8 protein-coding genes are annotated in these 19,131 nt (G+C 44.6%); 4 read left to right on the forward strand and 4 right to left on the reverse strand.

All coding sequences use genetic code 11. The features are described 5' to 3' along the window. Window positions 1–4: 4 nt before the first annotated feature. The gene (nrdA, locus tag A359_RS00500; RefSeq protein ID WP_014887826.1) at window positions 5–2,287 is read right to left on the reverse strand and encodes a class 1a ribonucleoside-diphosphate reductase subunit alpha; all 2,283 of its coding nucleotides are present in this window, start codon (window positions 2,285–2,287) and stop codon (window positions 5–7) included. Between the two features lie 318 nt (window positions 2,288–2,605). After that, window positions 2,606–3,379, reverse strand: coding sequence for a bifunctional 2-polyprenyl-6-hydroxyphenol methylase/3-demethylubiquinol 3-O-methyltransferase UbiG (ubiG, locus tag A359_RS00505; RefSeq protein WP_014887827.1), 774 nt, complete (start codon window positions 3,377–3,379; stop codon window positions 2,606–2,608). 217 nt (window positions 3,380–3,596) lie between these two features. On the opposite strand from ubiG, the gene gyrA reads away from it, so the two are divergent. Continuing rightward, on the forward strand, window positions 3,597–6,173 hold the full coding sequence (gene gyrA / locus A359_RS00510) for a DNA topoisomerase (ATP-hydrolyzing) subunit A (protein ID WP_014887828.1): 2,577 nt from the start codon (window positions 3,597–3,599) through the stop codon (window positions 6,171–6,173). Window positions 6,174–7,466: 1,293 nt separating this feature from the next. Here gyrA and A359_RS00515 read toward each other — a convergent pair. Beyond that, the gene (locus tag A359_RS00515; protein ID WP_014887829.1) at window positions 7,467–7,727 is read right to left on the reverse strand and encodes a hypothetical protein; all 261 of its coding nucleotides are present in this window, start codon (window positions 7,725–7,727) and stop codon (window positions 7,467–7,469) included. Window positions 7,728–8,396: 669 nt separating this feature from the next. Here A359_RS00515 and topA point away from each other — a divergent pair. The 3 genes from topA (at window position 8,397) to tilS (ending at window position 15,709) form a co-directional block, all read left to right on the forward strand. Then, the gene (gene topA / locus A359_RS00520; protein ID WP_014887830.1) at window positions 8,397–10,985 is read left to right on the forward strand and encodes a type I DNA topoisomerase; all 2,589 of its coding nucleotides are present in this window, start codon (window positions 8,397–8,399) and stop codon (window positions 10,983–10,985) included. A gap of 195 nt (window positions 10,986–11,180) precedes the next feature. Next, the gene (cysB, locus tag A359_RS00525; protein ID WP_014887831.1) at window positions 11,181–12,155 is read left to right on the forward strand and encodes an HTH-type transcriptional regulator CysB; all 975 of its coding nucleotides are present in this window, start codon (window positions 11,181–11,183) and stop codon (window positions 12,153–12,155) included. Window positions 12,156–14,146: 1,991 nt separating this feature from the next. Further along, window positions 14,147–15,709 (forward strand): tRNA lysidine(34) synthetase TilS, encoded by a 1,563-nt coding sequence (tilS, locus tag A359_RS00530; RefSeq protein WP_014887832.1) that lies wholly within the window; start codon window positions 14,147–14,149, stop codon window positions 15,707–15,709. A gap of 2,316 nt (window positions 15,710–18,025) precedes the next feature. On the opposite strand, the gene rluD is transcribed toward tilS, so the two are convergent. Then, complete coding sequence (gene rluD / locus A359_RS00540; protein WP_044104437.1) at window positions 18,026–19,000, reverse strand: 23S rRNA pseudouridine(1911/1915/1917) synthase RluD; 975 nt, start codon at window positions 18,998–19,000, stop codon at window positions 18,026–18,028. Window positions 19,001–19,131: the final 131 nt, after the last annotated feature.

A 19,131-nucleotide genomic window follows, 5' to 3' on the forward strand; every position in this document is an offset into this window, starting at 1 on the left:
ATATTCAAATCTTGCAGGCGCCGCTTTCGCAATTATTCGGATGCGCCGACTGCATGTCTTCCTGGGCGTCTTCCGCACCGTCGCGGGTATTTTGGTAATATAGCGTTTTTATCCCGAATTTGTACGCCGTTAGCAAATCCTTTAATAGTTGCTTCATTGGCACTTTTCCGGCCGGAAAACGGGACGGATCGTAATTAGTGTTAGCAGATATAGCCTGATCGACGAATTTCTGCATTACTCCCACTAAGTGAAGATACCCGTCGTTGCTAGGCATCTCCCAGAGCAGCTCATAGGCCTCTTGTAAACGGATGGAATCAGGTACGACCTGGCGAAGAATGCCGTCTTTAGAGGCTTTAATACTTACCAAGCCGCGTGGTGGCTCGATGCCATTAGTAGCGTTGGCAATCTGCGATGAGGTTTCCGACGGCATCACTGCCGATAGGGTAGAGTTACGCAAGCCGTGCTGCAATATGTTTGCTCTCAGCGCTTCCCAGTCGTAGTGCAGCGGTTCATTAACAATGCTATCGACAGCTTTTTTGTAGGTTCCGATAGGTAAAATACCCTGTGCATAAGTGGTTTGATGAAACCATGGGCAAGCACCGCGCTCGTGGGCTAAGTCATTGGAAGCTTTCAGCAAATAGTACTGAATGGCCTCAAAAGTGCGATGGGTAAGGCTGTTAGCGCTACCGTCTGAATAGCGTACGCCATGCTTAGCAAGATAATAAGCAAAGTTGATCACCCCCACACCGAGGGTACGACGTCCTCTGGCGCTGCGCTTGGCTGCTGGGATCGGATAGTCTTGATAGTCTAGCAGCGCATCTAAGGCGCGAACAACAAGCGTCGCTAACTCTTTTAAGTCATCTAAGTGATTAATCTCTCCTAGGTTGAAGGCTGAAAGAGTGCACAGGGCGACTTCACCGTTGTCGTCGGTAAGATGTTTTAGGGGGTTGGTGGGAAGAGTTATTTCCAGGCATAGGTTAGATTGTCGAATCGGTGCTACCGCTGCGTCAAATGGGCTATGGGTATTGCAATGATCTACATTCTGTACATAGATGCGTCCAGTGGAAGCGCGTTCTTGCATCATCAGTGAGAATAATTCTACTGCCTTGATGCGGTGCTGGCGTATGTTTGTGTCTTGTTCATACTGAGTATACAGCCGCTCAAATTTCTCCTGATCGGAGAAGAATGCGTTATACAGTCCCGGTACGTCGGAAGGGCTAAATAAAGTGATGTCTTGACTCTTGACTAGTCGCTGGTACATCAGTTTATTAATTTGTACCCCGTAATCGATATGGCGAACCCGATTGGCTTCCACGCCACGGTTGTTTTTTAGCACCAATAAGCTTCGCACCTCCAGATGCCAGAGGGGGAAGAACAGGGTGGCTGCGCCGCCACGCACTCCGCCTTGCGAGCAGGATTTGACGGCGGTCTGAAAATGTTTATAAAATGGAATACATCCGGTATGGAAAGCCTCTCCGCCGCGGATCGAGCTACCCATCGCACGAATACGGCCAGCGTTAATACCAATTCCCGCGCGCTGGGAAACGTATTTTACGATCGCGTTGGAGGTGGCGTTAATAGAATCTAGGTTATCGCCGCATTCGATGAGAACGCAAGAACTGAATTGACGGGTCGGCGTACGTACGCCCGACATAATCGGCGTCGGTAGGGAAATTTTAAATGTCGAAACCGCTTCATAAAACCTTTTGACGTAGTCAAGGCGCGTTGTGCGCGGGTAGCTAGAAAACAGGCAGGCGGCTACTAACATATAGAGAAATTGAGCACTCTCATATATCTTACCAGTTACACGGTTTTGCGCCAGATACTTTCCTTCAAGCTGTTTGACAGCGGCATAGGAGAACTTCATGTCACGCCAGTGATCAATCACCGCGTCCATCTGATCAAAGTCATCAGCACTATAATCTGTGAGCAAATGTTTATCATATTTCCCCATGCTGACCAGCCGTGATACGTGATCATAGAGTCTCGGAGGTTCAAAACAGCCGTAGGCTTTTTTTCGTAAATGGAATACTGCCAACCGAGCTGCGAGATACTGGTAGTCAGGCGCCTCGTGCGAAATCAGGTCCGCCGCGGCTTTGATGATGGTTTCCTGAATATCAGAGGTTTTGATGCCCTCGTAGAATTGGATATGGGAACGCAATTCTACCTGGGAAACGGAAACATTTTCTAGCCCTTCTGCTGCCCAGTCGATGACTCGGTGGATTTTATCGAGGTTAATCTCTTCTTTACGTCCGTCGCGCTTGGTGACTAGGATAATCTGATTCATTCGGCTTTATACCTGTCTTTATAACCCAGAAACGCCTTGCTGGCGGGCGGGCAATAACGCTTTTCTAGGAGGAAACTCAATAGTATGGAGTCTTGTCATTATTTTGTAACAAGGTAGTGACAAAGCTATTGCAATGCAAGTAAGTAACTTCTCAACTTTTTTGGATAACGTTGAGGAGAAACTCTCAGAAAGTAGGTAAGCTATGATTTTACTTGCACCGTATCGTTGTCAAGTTCGCACCATAAAATGGTCTCAATATGCTATATTTTCCTGTTTGATTAATTTTTTTCGCGATGCGGAATACCGGAAAACAGTCATTTATTGGCGAAGCGCTGAAACGTATGACTCTTTTCGGTGCGTATGCAACATATAATTCACATCTACATTGCTGCCCAAATAAAAATGATCCCACAGTAAATTGTAATGCACACCAATAATATGCCTCTCGCTCAGAAGCGTTTCATCCACCCAACTTAGCAGCTCGGCAGGTTTAATGAATCTATTGATATTATGCGTGCCCTTCGGAACCATACGCAGTACATATTCGGCACTAACAATAGCTATGAGCCAAGCCTTCGGGGTTCGGTTGATGGTTGAAAAAAACACCTCTCCGCCCGGCTTCACTAGTCCTGCGCAAGAGCGGACGACCGACTCCGGATCTGGCACATGCTCTAGCATTTCCATGCAGGTCACTACATCATATGCACAGGCATGTGAATCAGCGTGCGTTTCTACCGTCTCCTCGCGATAATCTATGGCCAAACAACCCGTCAGTGCGTGTAGGCGGGCAACTGCAAGCGGTGCTGCGCTAATATCCAGTGCGGTCACTTCCGCCCCTTCTCGGGCCATACTTTCCGCTAAAATCCCCCCCCCACATCCGAGGTCTAACACGCTTTTCCCAAACAGCCCTCCAGCGCGTTCAAGAATATAATTTAAGCGTAGCGGATTGATGCGGTGTAGCGATTTAAATGCGCCGTCACAATCCCACCAATGGGAGGCTATGGCGTCGAATGTAGCGATTTCGTCCGGATCGACGTTTTCCTGAGTGGGAGGGGCATTATGTTGCACTGTCTTACTTACTTCAGGGACCATATAATACTCCTGATACATGTTATCGTTTAAATATATGTGAACACGGACTTTCTGGGCGCTGGAATTCTCGCGAGGCCGGTGTTATCGACGTCACTGCGGTTGATATGAAATAATTCTTATACACCTGCAATAGTGAGCAGGCCCTTTTATAGAAAAAATGGTATACTTTAATACCTTTAAATCCGGGTAGAAGCTTTATTTAAGGGATGGCGGCTCCATGAGCGACCTTCGCAGAGAAATTACACCGGTCAATATCGAAGAAGAGCTAAAGCGTTCTTATCTGGATTATGCCATGTCCGTCATCGTTGGACGTGCATTGCCGGATGTGCGGGACGGACTCAAACCCGTACACCGTCGCGTTCTGTTCGCGATGAGCGTGCTCGGTAATGACTGGAATAAACCTTATAAAAAATCAGCGCGTCTAGTTGGCGACGTTATCGGTAAATATCACCCCCATGGGGATGTCGCTGTCTATGACACCATTGTCCGTATGGCGCAACCATTCTCGTTGCGTTATATGTTGGTGGATGGCCAAGGCAACTTCGGTTCAGTTGACGGCGACGCTGCTGCGGCTATGCGTTATACTGAAGTCCGCATGGCAAAGATTGCCCATGAATTACTAATGGATCTGGAAAAAGAGACCGTTGATTGCGTATTGAACTATGATGGTACCGAGAAAATTCCTGATGTCATGCCCACCAGGATCCCCAACTTACTAGTTAATGGCTCTTCCGGTATCGCTGTCGGGATGGCCACTAACATTCCGCCGCACAATCTTGCGGAAGTGATCGACGGCTGCTTAGCCTATATCGATGATGAGAATATTAGCATCGAAGACCTCATGAAGCACATCCCCGGGCCGGATTTTCCCACCGCGGCTATCATTCATGGTCGGCATGGCATCGAAGATGCTTACAGGACTGGACGTGGAAAACTTTACATCCGTGCGCGTGCAGATGTGGAAGTAAGCGATAAGAGCGCCCGCGAAACGATTATCGTGCGTGAAATCCCTTATCAAGTGAATAAAGCGCGCCTAGTTGAGAAAATTGCTGAACTAGTAAAAGAAAGACGCGTTGAGGGCATCAATGGGCTACGCGATGAGTCCGATAAGGATGGCATGCGGATTGTCATTGAGATCAAACGTGATGCCATAGGGGCAGTGGTACTGAATAATTTGTACTCTTTAACACAGTTGCAGGTATCATTCGGTATTAATATGGTAGCTTTGCATCATGGGCAGCCAAAGGTTTTGCCACTGAAGAAGATTTTATCCGCTTTTGTGCATCACCGACGAGAAGTGGTGACTCGCCGTACTGTTTTTGAGTTGCGACAGGCTCGTGATCGGGCTCATATGCTAGAAGCATTGGCGGTCGCACTCGTAAATATCGACCAGATTATTTATTTAATTCGCAAGGCACCAAGGCCCTTAGACGCGAAGGCCGAACTTATGTCGAGTTCATGGGTGCTGGGCAGCGTCTCTGCCATACTGGAGCCTGATGGTAACACGGCGGCGCGTCCAGAGTGGTTGGGACCGCAGTATGGCGTACGCGATGGTCAATATTATCTGACTGAGCAGCAGGTACTGGCAATTTTGGACCTTCGGCTGCAAAAACTAACCTCCCTAGAACAGAAAAAGCTGCTTGATGAATATCAAGTGCTTTTAACTGAGATAACTGAACTTGTCCGCATCCTACATAGTCCAGACCGACTGATGGCAGTGATTCGCGCAGAGCTACAGACCATTAAAGAGGAGTATCATGATGCTCGACGTACTGAGATCACGGCCAATACTTCAGAGATTAATATCGAGGATCTCATTAACCAGGAAGATGTGGTTGTGACGTTGTCTCACCAGGGATACGTCAAGTACCAGCCCCTTACGGAATATGAAGCGCAACGTCGTGGAGGTAAAGGAAAATCAGCAGCCAGTATCAAGGAAGAGGACTTCATCTCTCGCCTACTAGTAGCAAACAGCCACCAGACCATTTTACTATTCTCCAGCCGAGGACGGATGTATTGGATGAAGGTCTATCAGTTACCGGAAGCAAGCCGTGGCTCTCGCGGCCGTCCAATCGTTAACCTATTGCCACTGGAGTCGAACGAACGCATCACTGCTATTTTGCCAGTGAGTGAATATGAAGACGGATGCCACGTCTTTATGGCGACCGCTAGTGGTACTGTGAAGAAAACCTCTCTGATTGAGTTCAGCCGACGGCGTAGCGCTGGGATTATCGCTGTTAAGCTTAACGATGGAGATGAGCTGATAGGGGTTGATCTGACCAACGGCAGCAACGAAGTCATGCTATTTTCCGCTTACGGTAAAGTAGTGCGGTTTCCAGAAAATCAAGTGCGTAGCATGGGCAGGACTGCGACCGGCGTTCGGGGGATAAGCCTAGCAAAAGGCGATCGGGTAGTCTCTCTCATCGTGCCGCATGGCAACGGTTCGCTGCTAACGGTCACGCAGCACGGCTATGGAAAGCGCACTGCAGAGGTAGAGTATCCGACAAGATCTCGCGCGACACAGGGTGTTATATCAATCAAGGTGAGCAAGCGTAATGGAGGAGTAGTGGGTGCAGTGCAGGTAAATGATTGTGATCAGATTATGATGATAACTGATGCGGGTACGCTGGTGCGCATGCGGGTCTCTGAGGTGAGTATCGTCGGTCGTAATACCCAAGGAGTGACATTGATCCGCGCCCCAAAAGATGAGAGCGTGGTAGGGCTGCAGCGTGTTGTCGAACCTTTAGATGATGAGGATCTAGATTCCGTAGTCCATCCCGTATGCGGTGTTTGAAGTTGATTGTCTTTATATGACTGATGCGATTTTGCAATCTTTGATTTTATGTCGTATCACTATCAGAATCGTTCTAACAAGAATGTGGGTAGTCATCTCTCATTCTATAGAGGCAGCGCGGTCTTCTAGACATGCTTCTTTTTTGTTCTAAAGCAATAGCAGCAATGCAGTGCTTCTTTGAGCAACATACGACAATAAAGACGAGTAGGTAAAGAATTAGAGCCTTCAGAAATGTCAAATTCCTTTCTCAGCTGAGAAAGCGGGCAGGAAATAGACTTAAACCGCAAGTCTAATAGCTAAATTTTCTGGAAACGACATTCCGGGAATATACCTTCAGCACACTAACGGAGCCATGCTACGGTTTGCTTGTTTTTTTCTAGCGATTTCCTAGGAAATTTAAGCGATCATTTTATATCAGCAAGATAGGTCTATTACTTATCTGCTGATCTCATAAACGATTGAAGAACACCAGCGCCGCTGAGCCAAAAGACTTCTCGGCAAAACACTACTCAGAACATAATAGAAGGCGCCCCTTAGGGCGCTTTGCGTCATGCAATGCTAGGTCATCCGGTCATGAGGGAGGTTTTTTTGCATCAATGAAAAATGCGGTATGGCCGCCTTGACAGCGCGTTCTCTCTCCCATATTTTCGGTGTGCAAAAGACCTAACAACCTAATCTTATCGTGAATAATGGTCTCATAAACTTAGGTAACCACTAAGTCGTTTCGTTAACCAGTAGCGTGCTATTTCTGAAAGTTAGGGAAGATAAGAAACTAATTTCTGCAGTTTAAATATCATGAGTGTCGTTTAAGAAATATTTTAAATAAATTGAAAATTTCACTAATAAGTAGAAAAGACTATTCCCTTTATTCAAAAAATAATCGCTTTACTTAAGCAAAAACGTACCGTAAACGACTAGGCTAATCACAAGATAGCCCTCACACCACTACTTTTCTCTAAGAGAATAGAGAAATGATGTAGATACTGTCTACATCTACAGGAAAAGCACTCGCTGTAGCTGTCGAAGAAGAAGATTATATAACTCAGATTGGGGTATTAGCAGAAGGAATACGTTCAGGCGATTTTTTAAATTATACGTCAGTCGGTAAGATGTTCAGGCTAGTGTGTGCGCAACACTCGAGAAAAGATTTTTAATAGTCGCATAAAACGTCAATACGTGTGACATTATTTATGTAGTGATTAATGGCACTGGACTGAATATTTTTAGTGAAATAACATAAAAGGTTCTAATAGTATTTAGAATCGTCAAAGATAGCATAGGGCACTAGTCATGCTATAGCGCCTGTTGATCGGTGATATTACTATCATGATACATTAAAAAAGCGTAGTTGATGCTATCTTCGCCGTTATAGTGTATTCGATGCAGTAAGATGCAAGCATCATTTAATATCAGGTGCTTAATAGCATATATAAACTTTCCTTGAATACGTTTTATCTCGATTTTGAGATCAACGCGCCCCCACTGGAAACGCATGACACTATAGTTCATGCGATCATGAATAGCTCCTGCTGCAGCGATATGTCGCACGAGCATTAGGCCTTCACCTGAATATTGTTTTAATGAATTAAAAAATTACGTCAAAGAAAAATGCAAATAATCTATTTCTGCACTCTAAAGTTATTTTCTTTATGTGCGTAATATCAATAAAAGTTTTATGCGAAACATTATAGATAAACATTGATGCTTGTTAGGCTTGATAAAAAAAGATAGGGCATTATTTTGGCTGAAGATATATAAACACCATAGATCATTAAGATTGTTATAAAAATTGAATATAGATTTTTATACCCCTAATCTATATCCGATTTATAAGGTTCTCTTTCTCTGACGTAGTTATGGGTAATTAAAAAAGAATTAGCAGAAAAATTCTAGAATAACCTGCATTGCTCTACTCTCACGAAAAGTCTAGCTAGTAAAAAATTTAAAATAAAAACAATGTATAACAAAAGCATTTAAGGGTATATGACTATTTACAATGATCATTGTATCGACTGCACGACAACAATAAGCAACGATGGCGGATGTGTATGAGAAATATAAGTAGATTTAAAGGAAAACATTAAGCAACTGCGCTTCTATTAGAAGCGCCCGCCAAAAACAGGTTGATTTTTAGCGGGCGCTGACAGAGTATAAAAGTATAATCAGCCGCAGTATCGCGTAAATTTTTTAATTTCAGAAGACGTCACTCAAATAAAGGTCAAAATGGGTAAAGCTCTCGTTATCGTTGAATCGCCGGCGAAAGCCAAAACAATTAATAAATATTTAGGCAAAAACTACGTGGTCAAGTCAAGCGTCGGGCACGTTCGGGATTTACCAACCAGCGGTTCAGCAAGTCAAAAAATTGTGGATGCCAGTAAAAAGGGGAAAAACACACCAGACTCTAATCAGGCGTTAGTGAACCGAATGGGGATCGATCCTTACCACGGGTGGAAAGCTAAGTACGAGATCTTACCAGGAAAAGAGAAAGTGATGACTGAAATAAAAGCACTGGCGGAAACAGCTGATCATATCTACCTTGCAACGGACCTTGACCGAGAAGGAGAAGCAATTGCCTGGCATTTACGTGAAGTTATCGGTGGAGATAATAAACGTTTTAGCCGTGTGGTATTTAATGAAATTACCCGCAACGCGATAGCCCAGGCCTTTGAACGGCCTAGAGAGCTGAACATTGACCGTGTCAACGCTCAACAAGCACGGCGGTTTATGGACCGCGTTGTAGGATATATGGTCTCCCCATTGCTCTGGAAAAAAATCGCTCGCGGCTTATCGGCTGGTAGAGTTCAATCGGTCGTGGTCAGACTGGTCGTAGAGCGTGAACGGGAAATTAAAATGTTTATGCCGGAAGAGTATTGGGAATTACATGCTTCTCTGCAGACAAAGCAGAGGCAACCCTTAGCACTAAAAGTCACTCATCAGGAGGAAAAGCTCTTCAAACCAGTCAATAAGCAGCAAATTCAGTCAGCCCTAGACAGGCTTAAAAATGCATCTTATGTGATCAGCCATTGTGACAATAAACTGAGCATCAGCAACCCACCTCCCCCTTTTACCACCTCAACGCTGCAGCAGGCTTCTAGCACCCGCATGGGCTGTGGGGTCAAGAAAACTATGATCTTGGCGCAACGGCTTTATGAAGCCGGGCATATTACTTATATGCGAACTGATTCTACTAATTTGAGTCAAGAAGCGCTTAATATGGTGCGTGCTTATATCAAATCGTCATTCGGAAAGCTTTATTTGCCCAAGCAACCCAATAAATACTTTATTAAAAACAATGCGAAAGAAGCACATGAGGCGATTCGCCCTTCCAATGTTTATGCCTTAGCGGAAGAATTAAAAGACATGAAAGCTGATGCACGGAAATTGTATCAGCTAATATGGCTTCAATTTGTTGCCTGTCAAATGACACCGGCGAAATACGATGCCAGAATGCTAGTCGTGAGGGCTGGTGAGTTTCAATTGCGCGCTCGCGGACGTACGTTGCGTTTTGATGGTTGGAGTAAAGTGATGTCAACGTTGCGAAAAAGTTCCGAAGACCCGACCCTACCAACAGTAGAGGTAGGAGAGATGCTTACACTTAGCAAACTGCTACCCAGCCAGCATTTCACTCAGCCGCCCGCCCGCTATAGTGAAGCCTCGTTGGTGAAAGAGATGGAAAAACGCGGCATCGGTCGGCCGTCAACCTATGCTTCAATCATTTCTACCATTCAGGAGCGCGGCTATGTCCATGCGGAGAATCACTATTTGTACGCAGAAAAAATGGGAGAAATCGTGACTGATCGTTTAGAAGAGAACTTCCGCGATCTAATGAATTACGATTTCACTGCTAAAATGGAGGATACCCTAGATCGGGTGGCAGCCAATCAGCAGGAGTGGAAAAGCGTACTTGACATCTTTTTCAGCAAATTTAGCCAACAGCTGGAAAATGCTGAAAAAGATCCAGAAGACGGAGGCATGCGACCAAATCACATGGTGATGACGAGCATTGACTGCTTATTATGCAGTCGAAAAATGGGGATCCGTACCGCAAGTACCGGTGTATTCCTGGGTTGTTCAGGCTACGCCCTGTCCTCGAGAGACCGCTGTAAAAACACCATTAATCTGATCCCCGAAGTAGCAAACTTGAACGTGTTTGAGCGCGATGATGCGGCACGCGATGCATTGCGCACAAGACATCACTGCAGAAAATGCAGTGCCGCAATGGATAGGTATGTTATCGACGGTGAGCGAAAACTCCATGTTTGCGGCAACAATCCACTGTGCGATGGCTACTGCATCGAACAGGGAAAGTTTCGGATCAAGGGATATGATGGCCTAGTCATAACATGTGAACAATGTAGCGCTGATATGCAGCTGAAACTAGGGCGTTTTGGAAAATACATGGCCTGTACCAACGATCACTGCAAGAACACCCGAAAAATCCTGCGCAACGGTGATGTGGCGCCACCAAAGGTGGCGCCAGTGCCTCTACCTGAGCTACATTGTGAGAAGTCGGACGCCTATTTTGTGCTGCGTGACGGCTCGGCGGGAGTTTTTTTAGCCGCCAATACGTTCCCGGAATCTAGAGAGACTCGAGCGCCTCTGGTGGCGGAGTTAGCACGGTTTCGCGCCCGCTTACCGGAAAAATTATATTATTTAGCTGATGCACCGATCGCAGATGCCGAAGGAAATAGTACCCTGGTGCGTTTTAGCCGTAAAACCAAGCAACAATATATCTCTTCGCAAAAGAAAGGAAAGGTCACCTGCTGGACAGCGTTCTATGTTGATGGCCAATGGCAGGTAACTAAAAAGTAATATGGTTGCTTGCACCAAGGCACAGTCGCAGGTAACATTTTTAACACATCATTAAGCAATATTCAGTCTTGCTTGATGATTAGATAATAGTCAGCATAACCAGTGCTTTTAAACGCTTTCGCGGGACCTGGTGAGTCGCCTACACGGTGACTTTTCGCCTTGCGTCAGGTTCAAGGGATTCATCAGGACAGCAAAATGAAATTGCAGCAACTTCGTTATATTGTGGAAGTGGTAAACCACAACCTGAATATCTCTTCTACTGCCGAGGGGCTATACACATCTCAGCCCGGTATCAGCAAGCAGGTAAGGATGCTAGAAGAGGAGCTCGGCGTACAAATCTTCACCCGAAGCGGCAAGCATTTGTCCCAGGTCACCCCGGCAGGAAAAGAGATCATTCGCATTGCGCGCGATGTCCTTTCTAAGGTCGAGGCTATCAAGGCGGTAGCGGGGGAGCATACTTATCCCGATCAAGGATCTCTGTATGTGGCGACCACCCATACACAGGCACGTTATGCTCTGCCAGATGTGATCAAGGGATTTATAGAGCGCTACCCGCGAGTTTCACTACATATGCATCAGGGCTCACCGACTCAAATTTCTGAAGCCCTCTCTAAAGGGGGGGCGGATTTTGCTATTGCTACTGAGGCGCTGCATCTTTATGACGATCTGGTGATGCTACCTTGCTATCATTGGAATCGAGCTATCCTGGTTCTGCCCGAGCATCCTCTTGCAGGTAATAAATTGCTCACTATTGATGAGCTTGCGGCATACCCTTTGGTGACCTATACCTTTGGTTTTACCGGACGTTCCGAGTTAGATACTGCTTTTCATCGTGCTGGCCTGGTGCCACGCATAATATTCACCGCCACCGATGCCGATGTTATTAAAACTTACGTGCGCATGGGGCTAGGCGTTGGTGTTATTGCCAACATGGCGGTGAATATCCAGGTGGATTCGGATCTGGTTAAAATAAACGCGGCCGATCTCTTTGCGCAAAGTACTACGAAGATTGGATTTCGCCGTAGCACCTTCCTCCGCAGTTATATGTATTATTTTATTTATCGTTTTGCTCCACACTTAACCCGCGATGTTGTAGATATGGCGATCTCTCTGCGCTCCAATAGAGACATCGAAGCGATGTTTAAGGACATCAGGTTACCTGTCAAGTAACCGTGACTCCTCTTATTAAATCACATAATCACATGCGGTCTGCTATGCGGTATTAGTAAACATTCTTATCACCTCAACTTTACGAGGATACGTATTTGTTAAATAAATCTAAGTTTTAACGTGTTAGAGAGAAAAACAGCCCCCATTACGCTACATAAACGCTTTTCAGTATGCCGCACAACGTAATTAAGTGAATTTTTTTAATCATAAAGATCAATATATTTATTTTTTATTATCTTCACGGAAACTGCTATAACTATCTTGGATGCGGTTGTAAATCAGAAGCAGATTACTGTTGTGACCAGTTCGTGAGGCTGAATAACCTCATTCGTTTTTCTAGCTATCATAACCACTGCTGAGATGTTGGTTTCCAACCGAATGATGAGGTTGATAATATGTAAAGATAGCTTAATTATGCATCTCCTATCATTACAGGATTAGCAAATTTTTGTTCTTTATCAGCACAGAAGAATAGTATAGTAAAGCGCATTATCACCTTTGATCGAACATTATACCTGGTGCTTCTTTGATGCTCACTATTGCAACCCTAGTCGAGGTTGTGAAGTAGCAATGCTGCTCTGCACGTCAGTATCAATCATTTTATCTATCGTTCGGTCACTGAAAGATAGCATTTAAATCTTACTCTTCACTTGACAACACTATAAAAATATGATTCCTAATTTTCTTCACTAAACATTGACGTAGCCGTGCTATTGCTCAATGACGTAACAGGTGCTTTCAGCGCTTGCTGATGTTTTATGAATTTCTTCAATGCCTTTTTTCTCTTGTTTTGCAAAGACCAGGCCAGGCCTCGTAGGGCTTACTTGATCAGTGTACATATTGCGTCAATAAAGCTCTTGAACGTTATTAAGAGGAAAAACAAGTACATATTTTATAATTACACTATTTCATGACTGCAGCTGAAAAGATGGGCACTCGGTAACGTCCTCTCAGAGGGAATACTGCGTCTATTGAAGCGCGAATAAATAATGTCTCCATGCTGTCAGATAATTAATGTGCTTAAGGGACTTGTTTTACGTACGGAAGTTGATTATTAAAAACATTCTTCACATAAGAAGCTATTGATTATCATGCATGAGGTGAGCTACAGTCATCATAACTTCACAATTAGATGCATTTAATAACGCTAGTCAGTTTTATACTGGCGCACAGAAATTATAAAAAATGTGCCCTTTACTAAAAGATAGTATGGTGCATGAAACTATCTGTACTAATGTACTCGCTATACCGGAGTGCATATAGCACACTCATTGATAATTAGGGCAGTATCACCTGATGGCACTTCTGATAGACGTGTTAGTCTATGATGTGCTATTTAAGGGGCAATGAAAGAGCAGATTAACCACCAAAAAACGTGTGAAATACTTCATTATCCCCACGCTATAAGCGTGACCACCTGGCTGGAAATGAGAATCTTCGTAGCAACGATACTAGCTTTAAGAAGAAAGTAAATTATTTATCGGTAATGCACTAGTAAACATCTTTATCTTCGACTGACAATAGTTCTGTATAGTTACCTGATTCTACATGACCATGATGCGGAAGAAGGTTAGTTGATGGCATTAGTTAAAAACACTTAACTAAATTATGCTTCGAGTAATTTTTAATAGGGTCCGTATAACGTAATAATAGGCTTACTCATGGAGCATGCATTAAAAGCACCACTATATTATACGATGCCATTATTCGGTCTAATTGTATAACTGTACGTTGTAGAGCGACAGTGTTGTACTGAACCGACTGAATATAATTCCTTTTTCCAGCACAAGCGCGAGCCGAATTAAGAGCAAGTGGTTAGAAATCTAGGGATTGTGTTATCTAGATTTTTAAAAGTCGATATCGATGCGTTGATGGTCAGGTATTAGGGATCAAGAAGTGGCGTGAGCAACGGTGCGTATTTATGCGTTGACCACAGGCAGCAGGCGCTTTTTTGCGTCTAGAACCCCCCATCGATTGTCTCTGGAGACTGCATGAAGCTTAATATCGGTTGGCAGTTCCAAGTGCTAAGCGACCGTGTCGCAGCCCGTTTAGCACCTTATCGCGCATTACTGCTAGCATTTAGTGGTGGACTGGATTCCACAGTATTGTTAGATATCCTTTCTGCCCTACGTGAAAATGAAAAAACCCTGAATAGAAAAGACGCATTGTCGATTCGGGCAGTTCATATCCATCATGGACTAAATCGCTACGCTGATTATTGGGCCGCTCACTGCGCACATGAATGCCGGCGGCGTGACGTAAAATTTACTATAGCGCGTGTGACAACTGTTGACATGAAGCCTGATGGTATCGAGGCTGCCGCACGCGGCGCCCGGTATCGGGCGCTAGCATTAACGCTAGCGGATAATGAGGCGTTGCTTACGGCCCAGCATCAAGACGATCAGGCAGAAACGCTATTGCTTGCGCTGAAACGAGGCAGTGGCCCTGCCGGACTAGCGGGGATTGCGGAGGATGCGTCATTTTGCGGTCAACGCCTAGTTCGGCCCCTTCTGGAGTGCGCTCGAGTGGATCTAGAGCGGTATGCTAGAGCGCGCGGATTGCGATGGATTGAGGACGATAGCAACACAAATCTACGATTTGACCGAAATTTTCTTCGCCATCAAATCCTTCCAAACCTACGGCACCGCTGGCCGAAATTCTCTTCAGCAGCGGCGCGAAGTGCACGTCTTTGCGCAGAACAGGAACGGCTGTTGGACGAAGTGCTAGCGAAGACGCTCAAAGAGCTTATCCACCCGGACGGGTCGCTGCGCTTGAGAGCGCTAATAACAATGAGTGATCTCCGTCGTGCAGCTATTTTACGCCGCTGGTTGGCTAGCCGCGACGTTAGAATGCCCTCAAGGCATAAATTAACATGTCTTTGGGAAGAGGTTGCGCTCAGCCGCCGCGATTCGGTTGCGAAAATGCAGCTCGACTACCAGCAGGTGCGACGCTTTCGCGATCGTCTTTATGTAATCCCCATCTTACCTCAGATTTCTGATGGAGTAACTATATTGCACTGGTTGACCGAAAACGAGGAGCTGAAATTGCCGGGAGGGCTGGGAATGCTTCTTAGGCGCTTAATGCATACCAATAAAGTTTCGATATGCAAACCTATTATTTTGTTACCAAAGTGCGATGACTCATTGGGAGTGCGTCTGAACAGCCATGAGGCAATTCCTCCTATAAACGACAACGTTGCCATAAGCAGTACGATAGCCACTGACGGCATGATAGCGGCATGCAAGGTAGTGATTGTTCGCGCACCTCTACCAGACGAACGGGTAGAGGTGCGCTTTGGCCCCGTACGCGGTTTGCTCTATATCATCGGACGGCAGCGGGGAAGAGAATTGAAAAAAATATGGCAAGAACTGGATATTCCTCCTTGGAAGCGGGCCCGCACACCACTGCTGTTTTATAATAATCAGCTCATCGCAGCACTTGGGGTATTCGTTACTCGTTCAGGTGCTGCGCGGGCATCCGAGGCGCAATGGCATATTTTTTGGTGTGAGCAACAGCGGGAGAGAAATGAACAACCATGCCGCGCATCAGGGTAATCATCTCGGGATGTAAATGTTTATCACTGAGTATAACAAAAAATTTGGAGAGCAATGGACTAGTTGAGCAACCTCAATAAGCATGAGGGATAGATTCTCGTCTTCGATGATTAGCGTATCTAACTCCGGACCACTAAAGCGTTCAATTAAGTCCAGAAAAAAGAGCCTGTGTAGCTTTCACCTCTTGTATCACCAGGCATGAAAGTGCTTGATCGATCGTATCTTGCATGCGCTGTGCTAATCACTGATATCCTTACTGCAGGTAAGGGTTAATATCTAATAACCAGCACGAGTGAGATTGAGATTATCGCAATCATAAGAGTTCATTGGATGATATTCGTCATGCATCGCGATAATCGCAAAACTCCATTTTATGATATGAAAAACATTGCATTTTATCCTTTGACATGGACACGCTACAGTATAAAAAGATAATATTCGTACGTTAAATAACGAGTACTCCTTCAGGCGTTATAACTACAGAGATCTATCTTTCCTGAAAGACAATGCGATAAAGTTATAGAAAGCCGTTTTAGAAAAGTAGTAAAATATATACACATATTTAATATATACTAACAATACCCTCATATCTGAACAAATCATGCCATGCTTTTTACGCTAGAGCGCTGTGAGTATGGTCTTTTTTTGGATGTGATCTTGACAAATATACTCAAAACTTTTTTATAGATAAATCGTTTTCTGTTAATAGCATGCACATGCAGGTAATCATTTTTTGATCAAACTGAAGAGTAAGTTTCGCCCTAAACTATCTTGTCAACGTGCGAATGACCGTGGATTGCATCCGGTATGCTCTCCTGATTCTTTTTGGGACAAGCTTATGTGATAACTAATCATCTAAAGTACATGAGAGGTTATATATAACTTTATGCGCTCATGAATCATCAGATGCTTACGATATTATATTGTAGCAGCAAAGCTTTTTCTGATCTCGCCTTCAGCCAGCTAAAACCTATGATAACTATCACGAGTTTTACACAACGTCTTTTTTGAGTCTATCAAAAGTTTTGATCAGCATGTCCTTAGACGACCATCCGCATTGCAATACATAGTCTCTATGGAAAAGAAAAAGTGTATAGTTACCTCAGTCTCGTGCTTGTAAAAAATCCTGCAAGCAGCGAGGTGTTCTGTCTATATAGAATAGCTAAATAAATCAACTGTTCTGTATAGACAGAGTACCCTTTATCAGAAAAGGGCACGTCTTGTGAACAACGTAACCAGTTAAGCTCTCTGGTGAGAGAAGATCAGCACCACGGTGATGATGAAATTAGCATTTAGCATCTTACTAAGCGCTTGATAGAGCTTTGTGAACTCACAAATACACTTATAGTCTTTAGATAAAATACCGAGATGGACGTTTCTTAGAAATAAAGATAAGATGTTTTGTATTAGCATAAAAATGTCAATACGAGATGCCTTAGCTATTCAGTCATACATGCCCGATAAGCTTTTTCTTTTTTGATAACGAAGCATGTCAGGTCAGACGTATGATGTAGCAACATGCGGAGTATCGGGTTAGCTTTATCTAACAGCGGATAAACCGATAAATTTTATCATCTTTGTCTATTAAGCGCACAGCAGTAGCCTTGGTGCGCGCGTTTTCGGATTTGATAAAAACCACCGGAAAATTAGATGACCAGTGTGTGAAAATTATGCTATATATAACTATCATGTGCGTATCTTGATAAAAGAATTAATCTGCTTCTTTCGTCATAACGCTTCGCCTGATATTGACTCTCTTCTCTATTATGGCGGCACCATGTAGTTAACAATGACTATATAGGAGGTAAGATGTGATATTTTGGCAAGAGATCATATTACACTATCCCTCACCTCAATATGTTATATAAGAAAATGATTCCAGGACATCAGTTCACAGAGATTAGCTGAATCTTGTATATCTTGCAAATCAAACACTGCAAGCACCTACGGTACATGTAACGAATGACCGCGGCGTCTCAGACCACCTTCTTGCTGACTTTAAATTTTTCGGGCCAATCACTGACGCCTTCGATGCTAGCAGGCCGCATGTCGCGGCTGAAATATTACTAGAATGTGTTCTATCTAGTACAGCGGATTAACTGCATACTGCCCGAGGTCGCCAACCAGAGGCAAAAATGTGCGAGCGTGCCCGCACAAGTAAGGCAGATGTTCTGGCGCAGGCTAGGGTTTCATCCCCAAAATGAGACTGAAGGTGAAGCGACCGGTAGCACGATTTTCTCACTCCGCCTTCTTTATTCCGTGAAAGAGGGTAAGGTGAATTGGGCCTGATTGAGCCGGACGGATCCGTAGTTTCAGTCAGCTCACGGGTACTTTAAAAAGTGCAGCATCCTCTTTTAAGGCGGCTATCAGCGCCGCCATATCCTTCGGCAACGGAGCATGCCATCTCATTTCAATCGAAGTAATTGGATGGAAGAGAGACAGAAAAATGGCATGTAGGGCCTGATGATAAAAAAGATGCAGTTGATCTTTAAAAGCTGCACTCGCGCCTTTCGGCGGTTTCGGCCTGCCTCCGTAAAGGGGGTCGCCCACTAGTGGATGATTGATATGCGCCATATGTACGCGGATTTGATGGGTACGGCCAGTTTCCAGACGCAGGCGTAGGTGGGTATGGGATCGAAAGTGCTCTACGATGCGGTAATGAGTCACTGCTGGTTTACCCATCGGGCGTATGGCCATATGTGTCCGCTTGGTGGCATGACGTGCAATCGACTGCCTTACACTACCGCCTGCGGTCATGGTGCCGATAGCGATAGCTTCATATTCGCGAGTAATAGCCCGCGCTTGTAGTGATTCCACGAGGTGCATTTGTGCCTGCAAGGTTTTGGCTACCACCATTAAACCTGTGGTGCCTTTGTCTAGGCGATGGACTATACCAGCTCGTGGTACATCTGCAATAGGAGGGAAATAGTGTAAGAGCGCATTTAATATAGTGCCATCAGGATTGCCGCAGCCAGTGTGAACGACTAAATTACACGGTTTATTTATGACAAGGATATCCTCATCTTCATAAATAATAGCTAATGGAATATTTTGCGCTTTCCAACAGGGCTCTTCTTTAAGAGTGACCTGCATCTCCACTGTTTCGCCACCAAGTATTTTTTCTTTTGGTATTACACTAACCCTCCCATTTATTATTACTAGACCGGAACGAATCCAGGTTTTGATGCACGTTCTTGAATAATCAGGAAACATTTTAGCTAAAGTAAAATCTAAACGTTGACCGATGTGTGATTTATGTACCACTCCGGTGAGCCTTTGATGCTGCAGCATATAAGATTTCTTCATTAAGATTGTTTTTTTCACAGCTATGCTGTTTAAATATTTTATTATAGCGTATTTCATACAACGAATAAGAAGATATTTATCCTGAGTAACTCTCTTAGGATACCTTTATTTTCTAC

The sequence above is a fragment of the secondary endosymbiont of Ctenarytaina eucalypti genome, assembly GCF_000287335.1.
Lineage (GTDB): Bacteria > Pseudomonadota > Gammaproteobacteria > Enterobacterales > Enterobacteriaceae.